A 17644-nucleotide genomic window follows, 5' to 3' on the forward strand; every position below is an offset into this window, starting at 1 on the left:
CTACTTTTCCGGAGCGGTCGCCGGCGCCGTATACCTGCGTCGCACGGCCTCGATCACCAGCTTGCGGCTCTCCTCGGCCGACAAGGACTTGTTCTTCTCCGCCTCCGCCGTTTCCCGGGCGAGGTCCTTGTCCCTGATCTGCTGGCGGAACCATTTGGAATAGTCGCCGGCGCGCAAATGGTGCTCCCATGTCTTGTCATCGATGCCTTCCGCCATCTGCGCAAAGATGATGAGATTATGGGCCCTGAGGTTCATCGCCTTCTTCGGCCCGGTGAAATAGAAGCTGCCCGCCTCGTCGAGCTCGCCTTCGGCATATTTGCGGCTGTGCCGCTTCAGCGACTGGTCGGGCTCGATCGCCTTGACCGTGATCGGCTTCTTGCCGTCGTGCGGGCGCCAGAACAGCACCCGGTCGCCCTTGGGCGATGGAATGTCCTTTGGCGCCTGGAGCCCTGTTTCCTTGCAGAAGGTCCTGATGACGCCCTTCGCCTTGGGCCCAAGCGCGATCACCGCCGTCACGAGGCCGAGAGCATCGGTCGAGATGGCTTCGGGATGGACGGTGATCAGCACAGTGCCGGGCAGTTCGATCGACAGCACCGAACGCGTATCCCCGCGTCGCTGGGGCATCAAATGATGCGCTTCGTCGATGATCAGCCAGTGCGGCCTTGCCGTGCGGTAGCGGACGTTGCCGAGGCCGGGCAGCAATTCGGCGAAGAAATCGGGCCGCTCGTCGACCTTCAGCGCCAGGCCGTTGACCACGATGTTGGTCTGCGGTTTCTCGATCAGTTCCAGCAACTGTTCCTTGTTCGGCGCGGTCGAGCCGTTGCCCAGCGGCACCGCGCCTTTCAGTCCGTCATAGTCGCCCTCGGGGTCGAAAATGCAGAATTGCAGACCCTTTTCGACCAGCCGCTCGGTGAGCGCCGTGGCTAAGGTCGATTTGCCGATGCCCGAGCTTCCGGCGATCAGCACCGTTTCCATCGGCGACAGATAAATGTCCTTGCCGCGCGAGGTTCCGAGCAACACACCGCCCAAACGTTTCTTGGCCAGCAGGTAATCGTGCTTAATCAGTCTGCGGATCAGCTCCTCCACGCCCTTGCCGCGCGCCTCCTTGGTGACGAGGTCGGCGGTTTCCTTGACGGCGGGCAATGCGTTGGCCACCGCAACGCTGCAGCCAGAGGCCCTGAGGAAAGCGTGGTCGTTTTCGGCATCACCGACTGCCACGACATTATGCGGTGACAGTTTCAGGTCGTCGAGCGCCGCCGCCAACCCGGTCGCCTTGTTGATGCCGGAAGGGAGGATCATCACCGCGCCCTTGTTGAAGATGATCTCCAGCTCCAGGCCGAGCTTCTTGATGACGTCGAGCACAGTGGCCTGATGCGGTTCCCATGTGGCGACGATCGAGCGGCCGACCGACAGCGGCTTCACGCCGCGCTTCTTCAGCCTGTCGACGAGATCCGCGGAAGGCGAGGGCGAGATCGTGCGCTCCTCCTCGCTGGCCGGCGTGTAGATCAGCGCGCCGTTCTCGGCCACGACCTTGTCGAACAGGGAAAGTTCGGGAAACACCTCCTTGAGATCGGGCAGCTCGCGCCCGGTGACCAGGATGAGCTTTCGCCCGGATTTCTTCAGCTTCTCCAGGGCCGAGATCGTGCTCGCGGTGACCAGGCCGTCATGCGCCAGCGTGCCGTCATAGTCGGTGGCCAGTGCCATGAAATACATCGGTTGAACCTCTCCGCTGGCTGTTGTGTCCGTCCGTCTGCAACGAACAACGCCTGCCGCCGGAAAAGGTTTAGGCTGACGATAAGTCGCGGATTTGGGCATCGACTTTCCCGATTTTCGGAAGAATGTCGGGCCGCTTTGAGCCGCTAAACAGGTTTTTCGACAAGATGAGCCTAAGGCATGCCTGCGGCGCGCTGCCCTGTGGGACGAGGCGGAGCAAAGCCGATCGGCCGCCGAAGAGCCTAATCCAGGCTTGCCGCGCGGCAACGTCTTCGCTACTGCCATTGCATGGCGACGCACGAACTCATCAACACTATTTGGCACAATGTTCTCGGCACGGTCGCGCCGGTGCTCACAATTGCATCCGGCGATGTCGTGACGACGGAAACCCTGGATGCTCGGGGCTTCGACAAGAACGGTGTGCAGCGGGCCCGAGGACCAAACCCGATGAACGGGCCGATCTTCGTGAAGGGAGCCGAACCTGGCGATGCGCTCCGCGTGGACATCCTGCGCATGGACCCGATCCGCTCTTCCGGCTGGACGATCTCGTCCTTGGCCGCGAATGTTATCGATCCGGAGGCTGCCCGCGATCTGCCGGTAAGGGACAAAGTCACCTGGCGGATCGACCTCGAATCGCGAACGGTGATGCTGGAGGAGCCGCCGCCAGGCCTTGAACGGTTCATTTTGCCGGTTGAGCCGATGATCGGCTGCTTTGGCGTGGCGCCATCAATGGGCCAGGCTTTCTCCACTGCGACAAGCGCGGAGAATGGCGGTAACATGGATTACCGCGGGTTTCGGCCCGGCGCGACCGTTTGGTTTCCTGTTGCCACAGAGGGAGCGCTCTTCTTCGCAGGCGATTGCCATGCGGCGCAGGGCGATGGGGAGATCGTCGGAACCGGTATCGAAACCTGCTTTGAGGTTGAGCTTCGCTTGACCGTGGAGAAAAACAGGCGGCTGGTGTGGCCTCGCGGTGAGAACGAAACCCATATTTTCTCTATGGGCAACGCGCGGCCGCTTGATCAGGCCCTGCAGCATGCGACAACGGATATGCTCAACTGGTTGACCAGCGACTATGGCTTGTCCGCCGAAGCAGCATCTCATCTGATGGGCCAAGTTGTCCGGTATCACGTCGGCAACGTCTTTGACCCTGCCTACACGATGGTTTGCCTTATCGAAAAGCGGTGGCTAACGAAGCCAGCCTCTGCCGGCTGACGGGCAAAGGCAGGAAAGAACGCCTTCCGTCCGGTCAGAACAAAGAGATAGGGCGGCTCGCCGTTCCATGACGAGGTGAAACATAGTCTGGCTGGCCAGATTCGCGTGATGGCGGTTGGCTGGGGCGCCAGGATTCGAACCTGGGAATGTCGGTACCAAAAACCGATGCCTTACCACTTGGCGACGCCCCAGCAGGCGGGCCGTGCCCGCTGCGCGCGGCCTTATAGGACGAGCCGGTGGAAAGCTCAATGCAGGAGATCAACTAAAATCGGCGGCGATGCGGGCCGCCATTCCGGCCGGTTCGTCGCCCATCGCTGGCGGTGGAGAGCAATCCGCACGCGCTGCGTGGCAGTTCGCGGTTGTGCTGGCACGCGGCGGTTCACCTCAGGCTCTCAGGAAGCAGGCGATCATCCTACCTGCGCCCTGGCCACGCGCGCGCGGCAATCCTCCAGGACGGCCGCAAGCGTATCTTCGAAGGGATGCTCCGGCGCCCAGCCGAGCAAGGTCCGGGCGCGGGTCGCATCGCCGACGATGCACGGCAGGTCACTTGGTCGCAGCCGCAGCGGATCCTGCTCCATGACGATCTCGGCGCTGCTTTGCGCGAGCAGCAGATCGAGCACGTCTCCCATCCGCCAGGACACTCCGGATGCAATGTTGAAAATGGTGTTCGGCGCAAGGTCGCGGCTGTTCAGGACCGTGCGGGCATAGGCGTCGGCGATGTCGCGCACATCCAGGAAGTCGCGCCTTGCGTCGACGTTGCCGACGCGGAAGCCACCCCGAACACCGCTTGAGCCGAATTTCATCAGTCCGTTTTTACTGTTGGAGGTGCTGCCGTTCACTGGAATGAGCCCGGCTGCCCCCTGGCTGTCAACAGCAAAACAACCTGAAATCGCGACTTCCCTAATGTCCCCAAACGGCAAGTTCGTTGCCGGCTGGATCGGTGAAGTGGAATCGCCTGCCGCCCGGGAAAGAAAAGATCGGCTTGACGACGGTGCCGCCGGCACCCTCGACCGCGTCCAGCGTTTCCTCGAGATTTTTGGAGTAGATGACCGGGAGCGGCTTGGCCGGCGCTTCGCCGGCATCTGCCTGGAAGCCGCCGTCGAGGCCTTCGGCAAAGGCGGAATAGGTCGGGCCATAATCGGTGAACGACCATGAAAACGCGGCGCTGTAGAAGGACTTGACGCTGTCCAGCCTGCCGCCCGTCGCCGGCAGTTCCAGATAGTCGAGTTTTCCGTTGAGTTTCATCCCGCTACTCCACCATGTTCCCGTTATGTTCTATATTGCTATGGCCGCTCCGGCAAGTCTTTTTGACGCAGCTTTGCTTAATCGATTGTAGTGGCGGCAAGGGCCGGTCGGTGCCTTGCCTTTCGCACTGCAGCATCCTATCGCTCGGATCGCGAAGGCGGGGAACCTGGCCGTGGCCCGGCTGTTTCTATCTTCCACGAACTGGAGGGCAAGCATGACCAAGTGGGTTTACACCTTCGGCGACGGCGCCGCCGAAGGCCGAGCCGGCGACCGTAACCTTCTCGGCGGCAAGGGTGCCAACCTGGCCGAGATGTGCAGCCTCGGGCTGCCGGTGCCGCCCGGTTTCACCATCACCACCGAGGTCTGCAACGCCTATTACGCCAACGGCCGCACCTATCCCGAAGGGCTCGAGGCGGATGTCGTCGCCGCGCTCGACCATGTCAGCCGCATCACCGGCCGCCGCTTCGGCGATCCGTCGAAACTGCTTCTGGTCTCGGTGCGCTCCGGCGCCAGGGCCTCCATGCCCGGCATGATGGATACGGTGCTCAATCTCGGCCTCAACGACGAGACGGTCGAGGCTTTGGCCGCCGATTCCGGCGATGCGCGTTTTGCCTATGACAGCTACCGCCGCTTCATCCAGATGTATTCCGACGTCGTCATGGGCCTCGACCATGAAGTGTTCGAGGAAATCCTCGAGGACCAGAAGGCCAGCCTCGGCCACGAGCTCGACACCGAACTGACGGCCGCGGAATGGCAGGGCGTGATCTCGCTCTACAAGGCCAGGGTCGAGGAAGAGCTCGGCAAGCCGTTCCCGCAGGACCCGCACGAGCAGCTCTGGGGCGCGATCGGCGCCGTGTTCTCGAGCTGGATGAACAACCGCGCCATCACCTATCGGCGCCTGCACGACATCCCGGAAAGCTGGGGCACGGCGGTCAACGTCCAGGCTATGGTGTTCGGCAATATGGGCGACACCTCCGCCACCGGCGTTGCCTTCACCCGCAATCCCTCGACCGGCGAAAGGCAGCTCTACGGCGAGTTCCTGGTCAACGCCCAGGGCGAGGACGTGGTGGCCGGCATCCGCACGCCCCAGAACATCACCGAGGCGGCCCGCATCGCCGCCGGCTCCGACAAGCCGTCGCTCCAGAAGCTGATGCCGGACGCCTTCCAGGCTTTCGTCGACATCTCCGACCGGCTGGAAAAGCACTACCGCGACATGCAGGACCTCGAATTCACCATCGAGCGCGGCAAATTGTGGATGCTGCAGACCCGCTCCGGCAAGCGCACCGCGAAGGCCGCGCTGAAGATCGCCGTCGAGATGGCGAAGGACGGGCTGATCACCAAGGAGGAGGCGGTCGCCCGCATCGATCCGGCCTCCCTCGACCAACTGCTCCATCCGACCATCGACCCAAAGGCGGCGCGCGACGTTATCGGCGTGGGCCTGCCGGCCTCGCCGGGTGCGGCCACCGGCGAGATCGTCTTTTCGTCCGCCGATGCCGAAGATGCCAAGGCGCAAGGGCGCAAGGCGATCCTGGTGCGCATCGAGACCAGTCCGGAAGACATCCACGGTATGCATGCCGCCGAAGGCATCCTCACCACGCGCGGCGGCATGACCAGCCATGCCGCGGTGGTGGCGCGCGGCATGGGCAAGCCCTGCGTATCGGGCGCCGGTTCGCTGCGCGTCGACTACAAGGCCGGCACGCTCATCTCGATGGGCCAGACCTTCCGCAAGGGCGATATCATCACCATCGACGGCGGCAACGGCCAGGTGCTCAAAGGGGCGGTAGCCATGCTGCAGCCGGAGCTCTCCGGCGATTTCGCCGCCATCATGGAATGGGCCGACGCCGCGCGCCGCATGAAGGTGCGCACCAACGCCGAAACGCCGCTCGATGCGCGCATGGCGCGCTCTTTCGGCGCCGAGGGCATCGGGCTTTGCCGCACCGAGCACATGTTCTTCGACGGCGACCGCATCGTCGCCATGCGCGAGATGATCCTGGCGGACGCCGAGAAGGACCGGCGTGCGGCGCTGGACAAACTTTTGCCGATGCAGCGCTCGGATTTCCTCGAACTGTTCGAGATCATGGCCGGCCTGCCGGTGACGATCCGCCTGCTCGACCCGCCGCTGCACGAATTCCTGCCCAAGACCGAGGCCGAGCTCGCCGAGGTTGCTTCCGCCATGAACGTCTCGGCCGACAAGCTCCGGCAGCGCACGGAAGCGCTGCACGAATTCAATCCGATGCTTGGCCATCGGGGCTGCCGGCTCGCGGTCTCGTATCCGGAGATCGCGGAGATGCAGGCGCGCGCCATCTTCGAAGCGGCGGTCGAGGCCGGCCGCAAGGCCGGGGCGCTGGTGGTGCCGGAAATCATGGTGCCGCTGGTTGGCCTGGTGAAGGAGCTGGAATACGTCAAGGCGCGCATCGATGCAGTGGCGCAAAGCGTCATGCAGGAGACCGGCACCAAGATCGACTACCTGACCGGCACGATGATCGAGCTGCCGCGGGCGGCGATCCGCGCCCATGTCATTGCCGAAGCGGCCGAATTCTTTTCCTTCGGCACCAACGATCTTACGCAGACGACTTTTGGTATCTCTCGCGATGATGCCGCGTCCTTCCTCGAAACCTACCGGCAGAAGGGCATCATCGAGCAGGATCCCTTCGTGTCGCTCGATGTCGACGGCGTCGGCGAACTGGTGCGGATCGCGGCCGAAAAAGGCAGGGCGACGCGGCCCGCCATCAAGCTCGGCATCTGCGGCGAGCATGGCGGCGATCCGGCCTCGATCCGTTTTTGCGAGAAGGTCGGCCTCGACTATGTGTCGTGCTCGCCCTACCGCGTGCCGATCGCCAGGCTTGCAGCCGCGCAAGCTGCCGTGGCCACGGCGAAGAGCGCGGCAAAACGCACCTGACGGGCTTGGAGCAATTCCAAGAAAAGTGTGAGCGATTTTCCGTCCGGAATTGCGTAAAAACAATAAGATAGGGCTTTTCACCGTTTCCGTGAAAGCCCTGGGCGTTCCGATGCCTTACGGTTTTGTATGCAATGTCACGCGAACGTGCGCGTGACGACCCTGAATCTCGACACCGTTCCAAGGGAGTTTCCGACACCGGATTTATTGGTGCCAGAAACCCATGCTGCAGATTTCCCCCACCGCTTTCCGATCGATTCTGATCGTGCAGACCAAGTTCATCGGCGACATCGTCCTTGCCTCGGCGCTGGCGAAGAACCTGCAGCTTCAATATCCGGGCGTCAGAATCGTGTTTCTCTGCGAGGCGCATTTCGCCGGCTTCCTGACGGGGCACGGCATTGCCACCGAGGTCGTCCCCTTCAGCCGTGCCAAGATGCGGGGTTCGCCGCTCGAGCGAGGGCTCGAGCTCTTCCGCATGGTGCGGACATTGCGGCAACACAGCTTCGACATGACGATCGATATCACCGACTCCAAGACCTCGCGGATCATTTCCGAACTGGTCAACGCTCCGGTCAGGGTCGGCTATTTTCCGACGGAGCGGCCTTTGCGCTGGCATGAGCGCCAACCCGCCAACGTCCGGATGAAACCCTACGGATTCGGCAAAAAGCATTATCTCTATCGCTATTTGTCTCCGCTGGAGGCGCTTGGTATCGCCCTGCGCGTCAGGGCTCCGGCCATTCGACCGTTGCCCTTCGAGACGACGCGCGCGCTGGCGCTGCTCGCCAGGCATAAAATTCAGCCAAACGCCTTTATTGCCGTTCATGCCGGCGCAAGCTTCGTGGGCCGGCGCTGGCAGCCGGAGCGCTTCGCCGAAGCAATCGACAGGATCGCACGGGAAACCGCCCTGCGGGTGGTTCTGGTCGGCGGCCCGGACGAGAGCGAAGCGACCGACAGGATCATCGCGGCGGCAAAGACGTCTGTCATCAACCTTGCTGGCATGCTGCGGCTGGAAACCTTGCTGGCGCTGCTCAAGGAAGCGCGGTTGTTTCTCGGTAATGAAAGCGGGCCCATGCATATAGCGGCCGCGACAGGCACGCCGGTGGTGGGCCTGTTCGGCCTGACCAACCCGGTCCGTTGGGCTCCGCTCGGCGTGCCGAGTATCTCGCTCAGGCCATCCATGCCTTGCGACTGCGTCGGCGGCGACCTGTGCCGCCGGACCGATCCGAGCAAGGCATGCTGTGTCTGGCGCCTGGATGTCGATCCGGTCGTCGAGGCTGCGCTGGAGCTCCTGGCACGGACGGAAATGCCATTGGAGACCGCTGTCTGACACAGGCGGAGATTTGGTGCCGTCCATTCGCCGCATTGCAAAATAACAAAATATAGAATTTCGCAATTGCATGAAATAGCGAAGCGCTCTGCCGGGACGTGCGAGTCACTCTGGTCCAAGGCCTTGCCGTCTTGTATATGAGAGCCACGTGAAACATGCGCGTGGCGGCCCCGGATGTCGACGTCTCAATTCAGTTCGGGTGCCCCGACACGGATATTGCAAGGCCCCTTCGAAGACGTCCGCTCGATCCTGATCCTGCAAACGAAATATATCGGCGACCTGGTTCTTGCCTCGGCGCTGGCGAAAAATCTGCAGATCGCCTATCCGAACGCCAGGATTGTCTTCCTTTGCGAGGCTCGCTGCGCAAACTTCCTGACTGCCCACGGTATCGCGGCTGAGACGGTGGTTTTCAAGCGGTCGAGCGCGCGCGGCACGATTTTGCAACGCGGCGTGGAACTCTACCAGGTGTTGCGAAAGCTGCGTCGCTTGGCTTTCGATATGACCATCGACTTGACCGATTCAAGAACGACGCATTTCGTCGCCATGGTCGTCAACGCCAGGATCCGGGTCGGCTATTTCCCGACTGAGAGGCCCTTGCGCCGGTTGGAGCGCCAATCCGCCAATGTTCGGGCCAAGCCGTTCGGCTACGGCGAGAGGCACTTTCTCTATCGGAATCTTTCGCCGCTGGAGGCGCTTGGCGTGGACCTGCGGGTGAGATTTCCCTCAATCCAGCCGCTGCCGCAGGAAACCGCGCGCGTCCAGGCCTTGCTGGACAAGTTCAGACTCCGGCGCAATGCCTTCCTGGTGGTACATGCCGGCGCAAGCTTCCCGGGGCGCCGCTGGCTGCCCGAGCGCTTTGCCGCGGTCATCGACACGATATCGACCGAAACCGGTCTCCCCGTCGTTCTGGTCGGCGGTCCCGATGAGGCCGAAGCGAACGAGAAAATCATGACCCTGGTAAGAACGCCGGTGGTCAACCTGGTAGGGGCGCTATCGCTTGAAACGCTGCTGGCCCTGCTCAAAGAGGCGCGGCTGTTTCTCGGCAACGAAAGCGGCCCGATGCATATGGCAGCGGCCGCCGGCACCCCGGTGGTTGGCCTGTTTGGGCTGACCAACCCGATCGTGTGGGGGCCTGTCGGGGTGCCCAGCATCTCGCTGCGACCCTCCATGCCTTGCGAGTGTGTGGGCGGCGACCTGTGTCACCGGACCAATCCGAGCAAGGCATGTTGCGTCTGGCGCCTCGATGTCGACACGGTCGCCGATGCCGTGCTCCAACTGCTGGCGCGGACGGAAGGGGACCCGGACACTGCGGTGTAGGGCGAAAGCAAATTTTCGCGACTGTCGCTTCTTGTGCTGTTTGCCGTCCCGATTTTCGCCTAGATGCCGGTCTTGTAGAGGCAAAGTTTGTTGGCGCGGCGCGACTATGGCCGTGCGCGCCGGGTTGGAATGGATGATGGGTTTTCGAAATTTCCTTTGCGCGATGGCGCTGTCGCCGCTCGCGGCGTCGGCGGGCAATGCTGCGACACTGCTCGAGCCGACGCTGCATCTGAAGCCGCAGGGCGTTGAAGGCGGCGGCGGTCGCGTCGCCCTGACGCTCGATGCTTGCGGCGGCAAGACCGACACAAGAATCCTTTCGGCGCTTGTCGACAACAAGATACCGGCGACGATATTCGTGACCGGCATCTGGCTGAAGCGCAATGCCGAAGCCCTCGAGATCATGCGGGCGCATCCCGACCTGTTCGAGCTGGAAAACCATGGCGGCCGCCACATTCCGGCGGTCGATGCGCCGCGCAAGATCTATGGCATCCGCAGCGCCGGCAGTCCGGATGCCGTCCAGGCCGAGGTTCAATCCGGCGCCGCCGCCCTTGCCAGGGCAGGAGGGCCGGCGCCCAAATGGTTCCGCGGCGCCACCGCCGAATACAGCCCTTCGGCGATCGCCATGATCCGCAGGCTGGGCTTCAAGATCGCCGGCTTCTCGATCAATGGCGATGGCGGCTCGTTGCTCGGCGCCAAAGAAACGGCGCGCCGCATAGGCGCCGCCAAGGACGGCGACGTCATCATCGCCCACATCAATCAGCCGACCCATGCGGCCGGCGAGGGCGTGGTTCAGGGCCTGCTCGCCTTGAAACAGAAGGGCATGACCTTCGTGCGCCTCGACGACGCCGAAGGCATTGGGAACGACGGCACGACGGACTGAAGTGCCACGATATCCAGGTGAGGCCGCCCGCGAACAGCGAGTTTCCTGCGCTTCCGGTCTTGGCCAGCCGATAAGGCTCAGCCCGGTTCTGCTTCGACCGTCACCTTGTTCGTGTAGAACGCGCCGTGATTGCGGATCTCGGTCATTTCGTCGAACGGTTGTTCGTAAGCCCACATCGCGTCATGCCGGCTTCGCCGGCCGGCTGGACGCTCCAGTAGCTGGCATCGCCCTTGTAGGGGCAATGCGTGGAATGCTCAGTGGCGGCGAGCTTGCTGAAGTCGATGTCGTCGAAGGAGATGTAGAAGGCGGCTGGGTAGGGCGGCTCCGACAGCACCTTGGCCCGGGCCGAGCGGGCGATGACGGTGTCGCCGGCGCGCACGGTGACGTTGCCCCGATACAGTTCGACGGTGATCACCTTGTCGGGATTGCGCTGGAAGCCGGGGGCGGGGTTGGCGGGCTTGTCCATAAGTGGTCTCCTGGAGCAATTCCAGGGAAAGTGGGAAGCGTTTTCCGTCCGGAATTGCATCGAAACGAAGTGGAAGCGTTCATCGTTTCGGTAAAACGATGACATGTTCTCGGGGAAGATTTACATGTGTCGGCCAAGCGCATCGCGCAAGCGCGGATCCCGCCGTACGTCATCACCATTCATTGAACGTCTGTTTTCCGGCGGTCAGGCGGCCGTCTTGAAGGCGTCCATGAGGCCGGCATAGGCAGCGGCAATACCCGCGACGGGATTGGTGCTGCGCGCCGCGGTCTCGACCTTCAGCGCACCGCCGCTGGTCGGCAGCGTGAGGAGCAGGAATTGCCGGTTGCCGGCGTCGCCGATGCAGGCGGCGGCGACATGTTCGCCCTCGGCGCCGTTTTCAACGCGCATTTTGAACAGCAGCGTTCCGCCGACGGCCTCAAGCGCGCCGCCGACAACTTCGGCAAATTCATCTTCGGAAACGGTTTTGACGTCCGGCGTCAGGTCGTCCAGACTTTCGGCAAGCGTGCTTTCGAGGGCTTTTTCGTCGAGCTGCGCGTCCATGCGAATCTCTCCATTCGCCAATCTCACCCAGCCCGTTAATGAAGCTTAACGGCGACGATGGCCGGATTATGGCGGTTTTGCCGGTTCTTCGATTCGTCCACGTCCTTCGACTTATGACGGCTGGACAAACCGACCGTTCATTCCACAATGCGTGAAAAGATGACGCGAATGCGCAAAGGGGAGGAATTGATGCTCGGATTGATGCAGGAATGGCCGCTGCTTTGCCATAAGCTGCTCGACCATGCCGAACGCCAGCACGGCAGCCGGGAAATCGTGTCACGTTCGATCGAAGGTCCGATCGTACGCACCACCTTTGCCGAAATCCATCGCCGGGCGCTCAAGGTTGCGCAGCGGCTGGAGCGTGACGGCTTCGTACTCGGCGATCGCATCGCGACCCTCGCCTGGAACACGGCCCGCCATATCGAAGCCTGGTACGGCATCATGGGCATCGGCGCGATCTATCACACGCTCAATCCGAGGCTTTTTCCCGAGCAGATCGCCTGGATCATGAACAATGCCGAGGACAAGGCGATCTTCGTCGACCTGACCTTTGTGCCGCTCCTGGAAAAGATCGCCGGCGCGGTACGATCGCTGCGGCGGGTGATCGTGCTGACCGACCGGGCGCATATGCCCCAGACGTCGCTGGCGAACGCCGTCGCTTACGAGGAATGGCTGGCAGAGGCCGACGGCGCCTTCGCCTGGAAGACCTTCGACGAGAACACCGCCGCCGGCATGTGCTACACCTCCGGAACGACGGGCGACCCGAAGGGGGTTCTCTACAGCCATCGTTCCAACGTCCTTCACGCCATGATGGCGGCGATGCCCGACGCCATGGGCCTGTCGACGCGCGATGTCGCCCTGCCGGTCGTGCCGATGTTTCACGCCAACGCTTGGGGGCTCGGCCAGAGCGGGCCGATGATCGGCGCCAAGCTGGTGATGCCGGGTTGCAAGATGGACGGCGCCTCGATCTATGAGTTGCTCGATACCGAAAAGGTGACGTTCAGCGCCGCCGTGCCGACCGTCTGGATGATGCTGCTGCAATATCTGGAAGAAACCGGCAAGAAGCTGCCATATCTGAAGAAGGTCGTGATCGGCGGGGCGTCCTGTCCACGCGCCATCACGGCCAAGTTCCAGGACAACTACGACGTGCAGGTGGTGCATGCCTGGGGCATGACCGAGATGTCGCCCCTGGGCACGCTCTGCACCTTGAAGCCGCAATATGAGACGCTGACCGGCGAGGCGCGGCTCGATATCCAGGCCAAACAGGGTTTTTCGCCCTTCGGCGTCGAGATGAAGGTGACCGACGACGACAACAACGCGTTGCCCTGGGACGGCAAGACCTTCGGGCATCTCAAGGTGCGCGGTCCCGCAGTGGCGCGCGCTTATTATGGCGGCGCCGGGGCCGAGCAGTTCGATGCCGATGGCTGGTTCGACACCGGCGACGTCGCCCACATCGACGCCAGTGGCTACATGCAGATCACCGATCGCGCCAAGGACGTCATCAAATCCGGCGGCGAGTGGATATCGACCATCGATCTTGAGAATCTCGCGGTCGGCCATCCGGACGTGGCGGAAGCGGCGGCCATCGGCATCCCGCATTCGAAATGGGGCGAGCGGCCGTTGCTCGTCGTGGTGAGCAAGCCCGGCAGGGAGCCGAGCAAGGACGACATCCTCACCTTCATGAGCGGCAAGGTGGCGAAGTGGTGGATGCCCGACGACGTCGCCTTCGTCGGCGAAATTCCGCACACCGCCACCGGCAAGATCCAGAAGACCAGTTTGCGCGCCCGGTTCAAGGACTACCGCCTACCGACGGATTGACGAAAAATGTTCGATCTTCGGCTTCAAGCCCGCGCCAAAAACCTCTAAGTCTCGGTTCGGACTGGGGTAATGCGGCAGACCATGGCTACAATTCCTGAACGGCAGACGTCGAGGGCGGCCGGCTGGTCGCGTCGGATCGGGGCATTTTCTCTCGTCCTTCTGCTCACCGTCGTTGCGAGCTATCGGCTCGACCTTGTGGAGACACTGCCTTTCCTGTGGGTGCTGGCGGTCGTGGCGTTGCTGGCGGCGCTTGCCCTGTTGCTGGCGGGCCTTGCCTTCTCGCGGGTCTGGAGTTTCGGCGATCGCGGCGGCCGCGATCTCAGCATCGGCGCATTGCTGGCGCTGCTGGTGCTGGCCCCCTACGGCGTCGCGGTCTACTGGGCGACGATCTATCCGCCGCTGCGCGACATCTCGACCGATCTCGACGATCCGCCGGCGCTGGACACCAGCGACCGCACCGCCGACATGAACGAGCTGTCGCCGCCGACGCCGGGCGAACAGAGCCTGCAGGCCGATGCCTATCCGCTGGTCAACGGGCGCAGCTACAATCTGCCTTTCGAAACCGTGGTCGACGCTGTCGAAACCGTGCTCGACCGCCGCGACTGGCAGCTGACGGCGCCTTATCCCGACATCAACGGGCAGAGCGAGGCGACGATCAATGCGCTGGCCAAGGGCTTCGTGCTCGGATTGCCGGCCGACGTCGCCATCCGCATCACCGACGACGGCGATCAGGTGATCGTCGACATGCGCTCGGCCTCGCGCTACGGCCGCTACGATCTAGGCGACAACGCCGCCCGCATCACGGATTTCCTTGGCGAGCTCGACCAGGAGGTCGCCGGGCAGGTCGGCGCGGCGCCGGCTGAGTGATCACGCGGCGGGGCTGAAAATGCCGTCGATCGCCGGATCGCCTTCTGTGGCCACGAGCCCGCGGGCAACCAGATCCTCGAGATGGGCAAGCACCGAAAGACCGGCGGCGCCGTGTAGCCGCGGGTCGGTGTCGCGATAGATCGCCGAGACCATTTCCTTGATAGTGCGGTCTCCGGCCCGGATGCGCTCGAGGATTGCCCTTTCGCGCATCTTGCGATGAGTCTTCAGGCCGCGCATGAACCTGCCCGGTGCGGTCACAGGTCCGCCATGGCCCGGTAGCAGCAAGCGATCCTCGCGCGCGAGGAGCTTGTCGAGGGAGCTCATATAGTCGGCCATGGCGCCGTCCGGCGGCGCGACAATCGAGGTCGACCACGCCATGACATGGTCGGCTGAAAACAGGGTGCCGGTTCCCTCCAGGGCAAAAACGGCGTGGTTGGCGGTGTGGCCGGGCGTCAGCACGGTGCGAATGGCCCAGCCGTCACCCACAGTCAACGCATCGTCGGCCAGCACGACGTCGGGAACGAAGGCGAGATCGGCGCTGGCATCGAGCGGATTGACCTCGCTGATGCGCAAAGCGCGGGCCGGCCGATGCGGGCCTTCGGCGAGCGTCGGCGCGCCGGTCAGCTCTTTCAACCGCGCCGCAAGCGGCGAATGGTCGCGATGCGTGTGGCTGACGAAGATGTGGCTGACCGGCCGGCCGGCCATTGCCTTGAGCAGCGTTTCGAGATGGGCGTCGTCTTCCGGCCCTGGGTCGATCACCGCCAGCGTCTCGCGGCCGACCAGATAGCTGTTGGTGCCGTGGAAGGTGAACGGGCTCGGATTTCTGGCGGTGATGCGCAGCACATCCGGCGCAACCGCAACAGCCTGGCCGTAGGCGGGATCGAAGCTGGTGTCGAATTCAAGGGCCATGCCGGCGGGCTCCGTTGCAACGCGGCAAAATGATTGCCGCCCAATACGGAAGCCAATATAGGAAAATCAATGCGTGTCGCCCAAAACTGCGCAGCGGTTTTGGGTGAACGGCATGCATCAACACAAATTTGCAAAGCGCGTCGTTGAATCCGTTGATGCGCGGCGCACTTTAAAAGCCAGCAAATCAGCCAGAATGGGGAAGACCATGGCAACTGCAACCACGATGCGTCCGCTTGTTTCTCTCACCCTGCCGGATCGCGGCGCTGCCCGGCTCGCGAGCCAACTCTTCCTGGCGCTTGCCGGAACCCTGCTGCTGACGCTTTCGGCCAAGACCAAAGTGGTGCTCGGCCCGGTCGACATTTCGCTGCAGACGCTTGCCGTGCTGTTGATCGCCTCTGCATTCGGCCTGCGCCTGGCCGTCGCGACGCTTCTTCTCTACCTCGCCGAGGGTGCTTTTGGCTTGCCGGTCTTTCAGGGTACGCCGGAAAAGGGCATCGGCATCGCCTATATGCTGGGCTCGACCGGTGGCTATCTTGCCGGCTTCATGGTCATGGCGGCGATCGCCGGCTGGGCCGCGGATCGCGGCTGGGACCGCAATCCCTTCAGGCTGTTCGGCGCCATGCTGGCGGCGGAAGTCGTCATGATGGCCATGGGCTTTGCCTGGCTGGCGATCCTCATCGGGCCGGAAAAGTCCTGGCAGTTCGGCGTCTTGCCTTTTATCGTCGGTGACCTGATCAAGGTGGCCTTGGCCGCCAGCCTCGTGCCGGCCGTGTGGGCGTTGCTCAAGCGCGGCTGAGCCCGAGCCAAGAAAGCCGGCGGGCCGAGCACCCGCCGGCTTTTTCGCCTTCACACGCGCCCAATCGCATGACTGCAAGGGGCGGCATTAAATCCGATATTAGTACATGCTGGGGCATAAACGGACGAGCCGACACACGAAACGCGACCGCGGGCATCTCGATATCTGAGCGCGCCCCGGCAGCTCGACGGAGAGCCTGTTGAAGGGAATAATCCTGGCCGGGGGCAGCGGAACACGCCTCTATCCGCTCACAATAGCGGTTTCCAAGCAAATCCTGCCGATTTACGACAAACCGATGATCTATTACCCGCTGAGCGTGCTGATGCTCGCGGGAATACGCGAGATCATGGTGATCTCAACGCCGCGTGACCTGCCGATTTTCCAGGCTCTGCTCGGCGACGGCTCGGAATTCGGTCTTGAGCTGTCCTATGCCGAGCAACCACAGCCCAACGGCCTAGCCGAGGCTTTTATCATCGGTCGTGATTTCATCGGCAAGGACAACGTGTCGATGATCCTCGGCGACAACATCTATTTCGGCGACGGCCTATCCAAGCTCTGCCGGACGGCGGCTGCGCGCGAAAGCGGGGCTTCGGTCTTCGCTTATCATGTCGAGGATCCCGAGCGTTATGGCGTGGTCTCGTTCGACAAGGCCACCGGCATGGCTTTGACGATCGAGGAAAAGCCGCTCAAGCCGAAATCCAACTGGGCCGTCACCGGCCTCTATTTCTACGACAACAGGGTAGTCGACATCGCCTCCACCATCCGACCCTCGGCACGTGGTGAGCTTGAGATCACGGCGGTCAACAACGCCTATCTCCATCGCGGGGAACTGCAAGTCCACCGGCTCGGCCGCGGCTATGCCTGGCTCGACACGGGAACGCATGACAGCCTGCACGAGGCGTCATTCTTTGTGCGTACTATTGAACATCGGCAAGGAATCAAGGTCGCTTGCCCCGAGGAAATCGCTTTCGAGCAAGGCTGGCTCGACGCCGACAAGGTTCTGGAACGCGCGGCGCGCCTCGGCAAGAACGAATATGCCGCCTATCTGCGCAGGCGGGTCGCCGACCTGACGGAGGATCAAGGTGCTTGAGGTCAGGACGCTCGGCCTGGAGTGTGTGCTGGAGATCGTGCCGAAGCGGCATGGCGACGCGCGCGGCTATTTCTGCGAGACCTGGAACGCGGAGCGGTTTGCACAAGCGGGTATCGACCTGACCTTCGTGCAGGACAACCATTCCTATTCCGCGGCCGCCGGCGTCCTGCGCGGCCTGCACTATCAGCTGCCGCCCCGCGCCCAGGACAAGCTGCTGCGGGTTGTGCGGGGCAGCGTGTTCGACGTCGTCGTCGATATCCGCCGCTCCTCGCCGACATTCGGCCAATGGTCGGCGCTGGAGATTTCAGCGGAGAAAGGAAACCAGATCCTGGTGCCCAAGGGATATGCGCACGGCTTCGTCACGCTCGTGCCGGACACCGAGATTCTGTATAAGGTCACCGATACCTATTCGCCGGAGCATGACAGGTCGATCCGCTTCGACGACCCGGCAATCGGCATTGCGTGGCCGTCGTTCGCAGGCGATTTTCAGCTCTCGGACAAGGATCGCAAGGCGCCACTGCTAGGCGAGGCGGAGGTTTTCGCGTGA

At 62.9% G+C, this 17644-nt stretch carries 15 protein-coding genes, 1 tRNA gene and 1 pseudogene; 10 read left to right on the forward strand and 7 right to left on the reverse strand.

Annotation, left to right across the window (positions count from 1 at the left end; genetic code table 11):
• Positions 1-1713 (reverse strand): HAD family hydrolase, encoded by a 1713-nt coding sequence (locus tag FJW06_RS04215; RefSeq protein WP_140748447.1) that lies wholly within the window; start codon positions 1711-1713, stop codon positions 1-3.
• Between the two features lie 288 nt (positions 1714-2001).
• Between FJW06_RS04215 and FJW06_RS04220 the strand changes: the two genes are divergently transcribed.
• On the forward strand, positions 2002-2925 hold the full coding sequence (locus FJW06_RS04220) for an acetamidase/formamidase family protein (protein ID WP_140748450.1): 924 nt from the start codon (positions 2002-2004) through the stop codon (positions 2923-2925).
• 116 nt (positions 2926-3041) lie between these two features.
• On the opposite strand, the gene FJW06_RS04225 is transcribed toward FJW06_RS04220, so the two are convergent.
• The 3 genes from FJW06_RS04225 to FJW06_RS04235 form a co-directional block, all read right to left on the reverse strand.
• Positions 3042-3116: transfer RNA gene (locus FJW06_RS04225), tRNA-Gln, on the reverse strand.
• A 216-nt stretch (positions 3117-3332) separates the two neighbouring features.
• Complete coding sequence (locus FJW06_RS04230; RefSeq protein ID WP_246674517.1) at positions 3333-3764, reverse strand: GDP-mannose 4,6-dehydratase; 432 nt, start codon at positions 3762-3764, stop codon at positions 3333-3335.
• A gap of 61 nt (positions 3765-3825) precedes the next feature.
• On the reverse strand, positions 3826-4170 hold the full coding sequence (locus FJW06_RS04235) for a VOC family protein (protein ID WP_140748453.1): 345 nt from the start codon (positions 4168-4170) through the stop codon (positions 3826-3828).
• A 214-nt stretch (positions 4171-4384) separates the two neighbouring features.
• Here FJW06_RS04235 and ppdK point away from each other — a divergent pair, with 214 nt between their 5' ends.
• From ppdK to FJW06_RS04255, 4 genes are all read left to right on the forward strand, one after another.
• Complete coding sequence (gene ppdK, locus FJW06_RS04240) at positions 4385-7069, forward strand: pyruvate, phosphate dikinase (protein ID WP_140748456.1); 2685 nt, start codon at positions 4385-4387, stop codon at positions 7067-7069.
• 220 nt (positions 7070-7289) lie between these two features.
• Positions 7290-8393, forward strand: coding sequence for a glycosyltransferase family 9 protein (locus FJW06_RS04245; protein ID WP_140748459.1), 1104 nt, complete (start codon positions 7290-7292; stop codon positions 8391-8393).
• Positions 8394-8567: 174 nt separating this feature from the next.
• A complete protein-coding gene (locus FJW06_RS04250) occupies positions 8568-9710 on the forward strand; it encodes a glycosyltransferase family 9 protein (RefSeq protein ID WP_140748462.1) in 1143 nt (380 codons plus the stop codon).
• 136 nt (positions 9711-9846) lie between these two features.
• The gene (locus FJW06_RS04255) at positions 9847-10590 is read left to right on the forward strand and encodes a polysaccharide deacetylase family protein (RefSeq protein WP_181178132.1); all 744 of its coding nucleotides are present in this window, start codon (positions 9847-9849) and stop codon (positions 10588-10590) included.
• 77 nt (positions 10591-10667) lie between these two features.
• Here the strand turns inward: FJW06_RS04255 and FJW06_RS04260 are convergent.
• A pseudogene (locus FJW06_RS04260) lies at positions 10668-11056 on the reverse strand (DUF427 domain-containing protein).
• Between the two features lie 204 nt (positions 11057-11260).
• Positions 11261-11617: a hypothetical protein gene (locus FJW06_RS04265; RefSeq protein WP_140748468.1), complete on the reverse strand. Its 357-nt coding sequence runs from the start codon at positions 11615-11617 to the stop codon at positions 11261-11263.
• Positions 11618-11806: 189 nt separating this feature from the next.
• Between FJW06_RS04265 and FJW06_RS04270 the strand changes: the two genes are divergently transcribed.
• Together FJW06_RS04270 and FJW06_RS04275 are read left to right on the forward strand one after the other, a co-directional pair.
• Positions 11807-13435 (forward strand): fatty-acid--CoA ligase, encoded by a 1629-nt coding sequence (locus FJW06_RS04270; protein ID WP_140748471.1) that lies wholly within the window; start codon positions 11807-11809, stop codon positions 13433-13435.
• Positions 13436-13516: 81 nt separating this feature from the next.
• The gene (locus FJW06_RS04275) at positions 13517-14302 is read left to right on the forward strand and encodes a DUF1499 domain-containing protein (protein ID WP_140748474.1); all 786 of its coding nucleotides are present in this window, start codon (positions 13517-13519) and stop codon (positions 14300-14302) included.
• Here the strand turns inward: FJW06_RS04275 and FJW06_RS04280 are convergent, their stop codons facing one another.
• The gene (locus tag FJW06_RS04280) at positions 14303-15211 is read right to left on the reverse strand and encodes an MBL fold metallo-hydrolase (protein ID WP_140748477.1); all 909 of its coding nucleotides are present in this window, start codon (positions 15209-15211) and stop codon (positions 14303-14305) included.
• A 205-nt stretch (positions 15212-15416) separates the two neighbouring features.
• On the opposite strand from FJW06_RS04280, the gene FJW06_RS04285 reads away from it, so the two are divergent.
• From FJW06_RS04285 to rfbC, 3 genes are all read left to right on the forward strand, one after another.
• Positions 15417-16007, forward strand: a complete 591-nt coding sequence (locus tag FJW06_RS04285) for a biotin transporter BioY (RefSeq protein ID WP_140748480.1) — start codon at positions 15417-15419, stop codon at positions 16005-16007.
• 199 nt (positions 16008-16206) lie between these two features.
• Positions 16207-17097 carry a glucose-1-phosphate thymidylyltransferase RfbA gene (gene rfbA / locus FJW06_RS04290; RefSeq protein WP_140748483.1) on the forward strand — a complete coding sequence of 297 codons (891 nt, stop codon included), beginning with the start codon at positions 16207-16209 and terminating at the stop codon, positions 17095-17097.
• Positions 17090-17644, forward strand: a complete 555-nt coding sequence (gene rfbC / locus FJW06_RS04295) for a dTDP-4-dehydrorhamnose 3,5-epimerase (protein ID WP_140748486.1) — start codon at positions 17090-17092, stop codon at positions 17642-17644. The genes rfbA and rfbC overlap by 8 nt, the downstream gene beginning before the upstream one ends.

Origin of the sequence: Mesorhizobium sp. B4-1-3 (genome assembly GCF_006439355.1) — a bacterium.
GTDB lineage: Bacteria > Pseudomonadota > Alphaproteobacteria > Rhizobiales > Rhizobiaceae > Mesorhizobium.

Coding starts and splice junctions, on each gene's coding strand:
- FJW06_RS04220 (WP_140748450.1), top strand. CDS start 2,002: ATGGCGACGCACGAACTCATCAACACTATTTGGCACAATGTTCTCGGC.
- FJW06_RS04255 (WP_181178132.1), top strand. CDS start 9,847: ATGGGTTTTCGAAATTTCCTTTGCGCGATGGCGCTGTCGCCGCTCGCG.
- FJW06_RS04285 (WP_140748480.1), top strand. CDS start 15,417: ATGGCAACTGCAACCACGATGCGTCCGCTTGTTTCTCTCACCCTGCCG.
- FJW06_RS04275 (WP_140748474.1), top strand. CDS start 13,517: ATGGCTACAATTCCTGAACGGCAGACGTCGAGGGCGGCCGGCTGGTCG.
- FJW06_RS04265 (WP_140748468.1), bottom strand. CDS start 11,617: ATGGACGCGCAGCTCGACGAAAAAGCCCTCGAAAGCACGCTTGCCGAA.
- FJW06_RS04215 (WP_140748447.1), bottom strand. CDS start 1,713: ATGTATTTCATGGCACTGGCCACCGACTATGACGGCACGCTGGCGCAT.
- FJW06_RS04235 (WP_140748453.1), bottom strand. CDS start 4,170: ATGAAACTCAACGGAAAACTCGACTATCTGGAACTGCCGGCGACGGGC.
- FJW06_RS04245 (WP_140748459.1), top strand. CDS start 7,290: ATGCTGCAGATTTCCCCCACCGCTTTCCGATCGATTCTGATCGTGCAG.
- FJW06_RS04270 (WP_140748471.1), top strand. CDS start 11,807: ATGCTCGGATTGATGCAGGAATGGCCGCTGCTTTGCCATAAGCTGCTC.
- FJW06_RS04250 (WP_140748462.1), top strand. CDS start 8,568: ATGTCGACGTCTCAATTCAGTTCGGGTGCCCCGACACGGATATTGCAA.
- ppdK (WP_140748456.1), top strand. CDS start 4,385: ATGACCAAGTGGGTTTACACCTTCGGCGACGGCGCCGCCGAAGGCCGA.
- FJW06_RS04280 (WP_140748477.1), bottom strand. CDS start 15,211: ATGGCCCTTGAATTCGACACCAGCTTCGATCCCGCCTACGGCCAGGCT.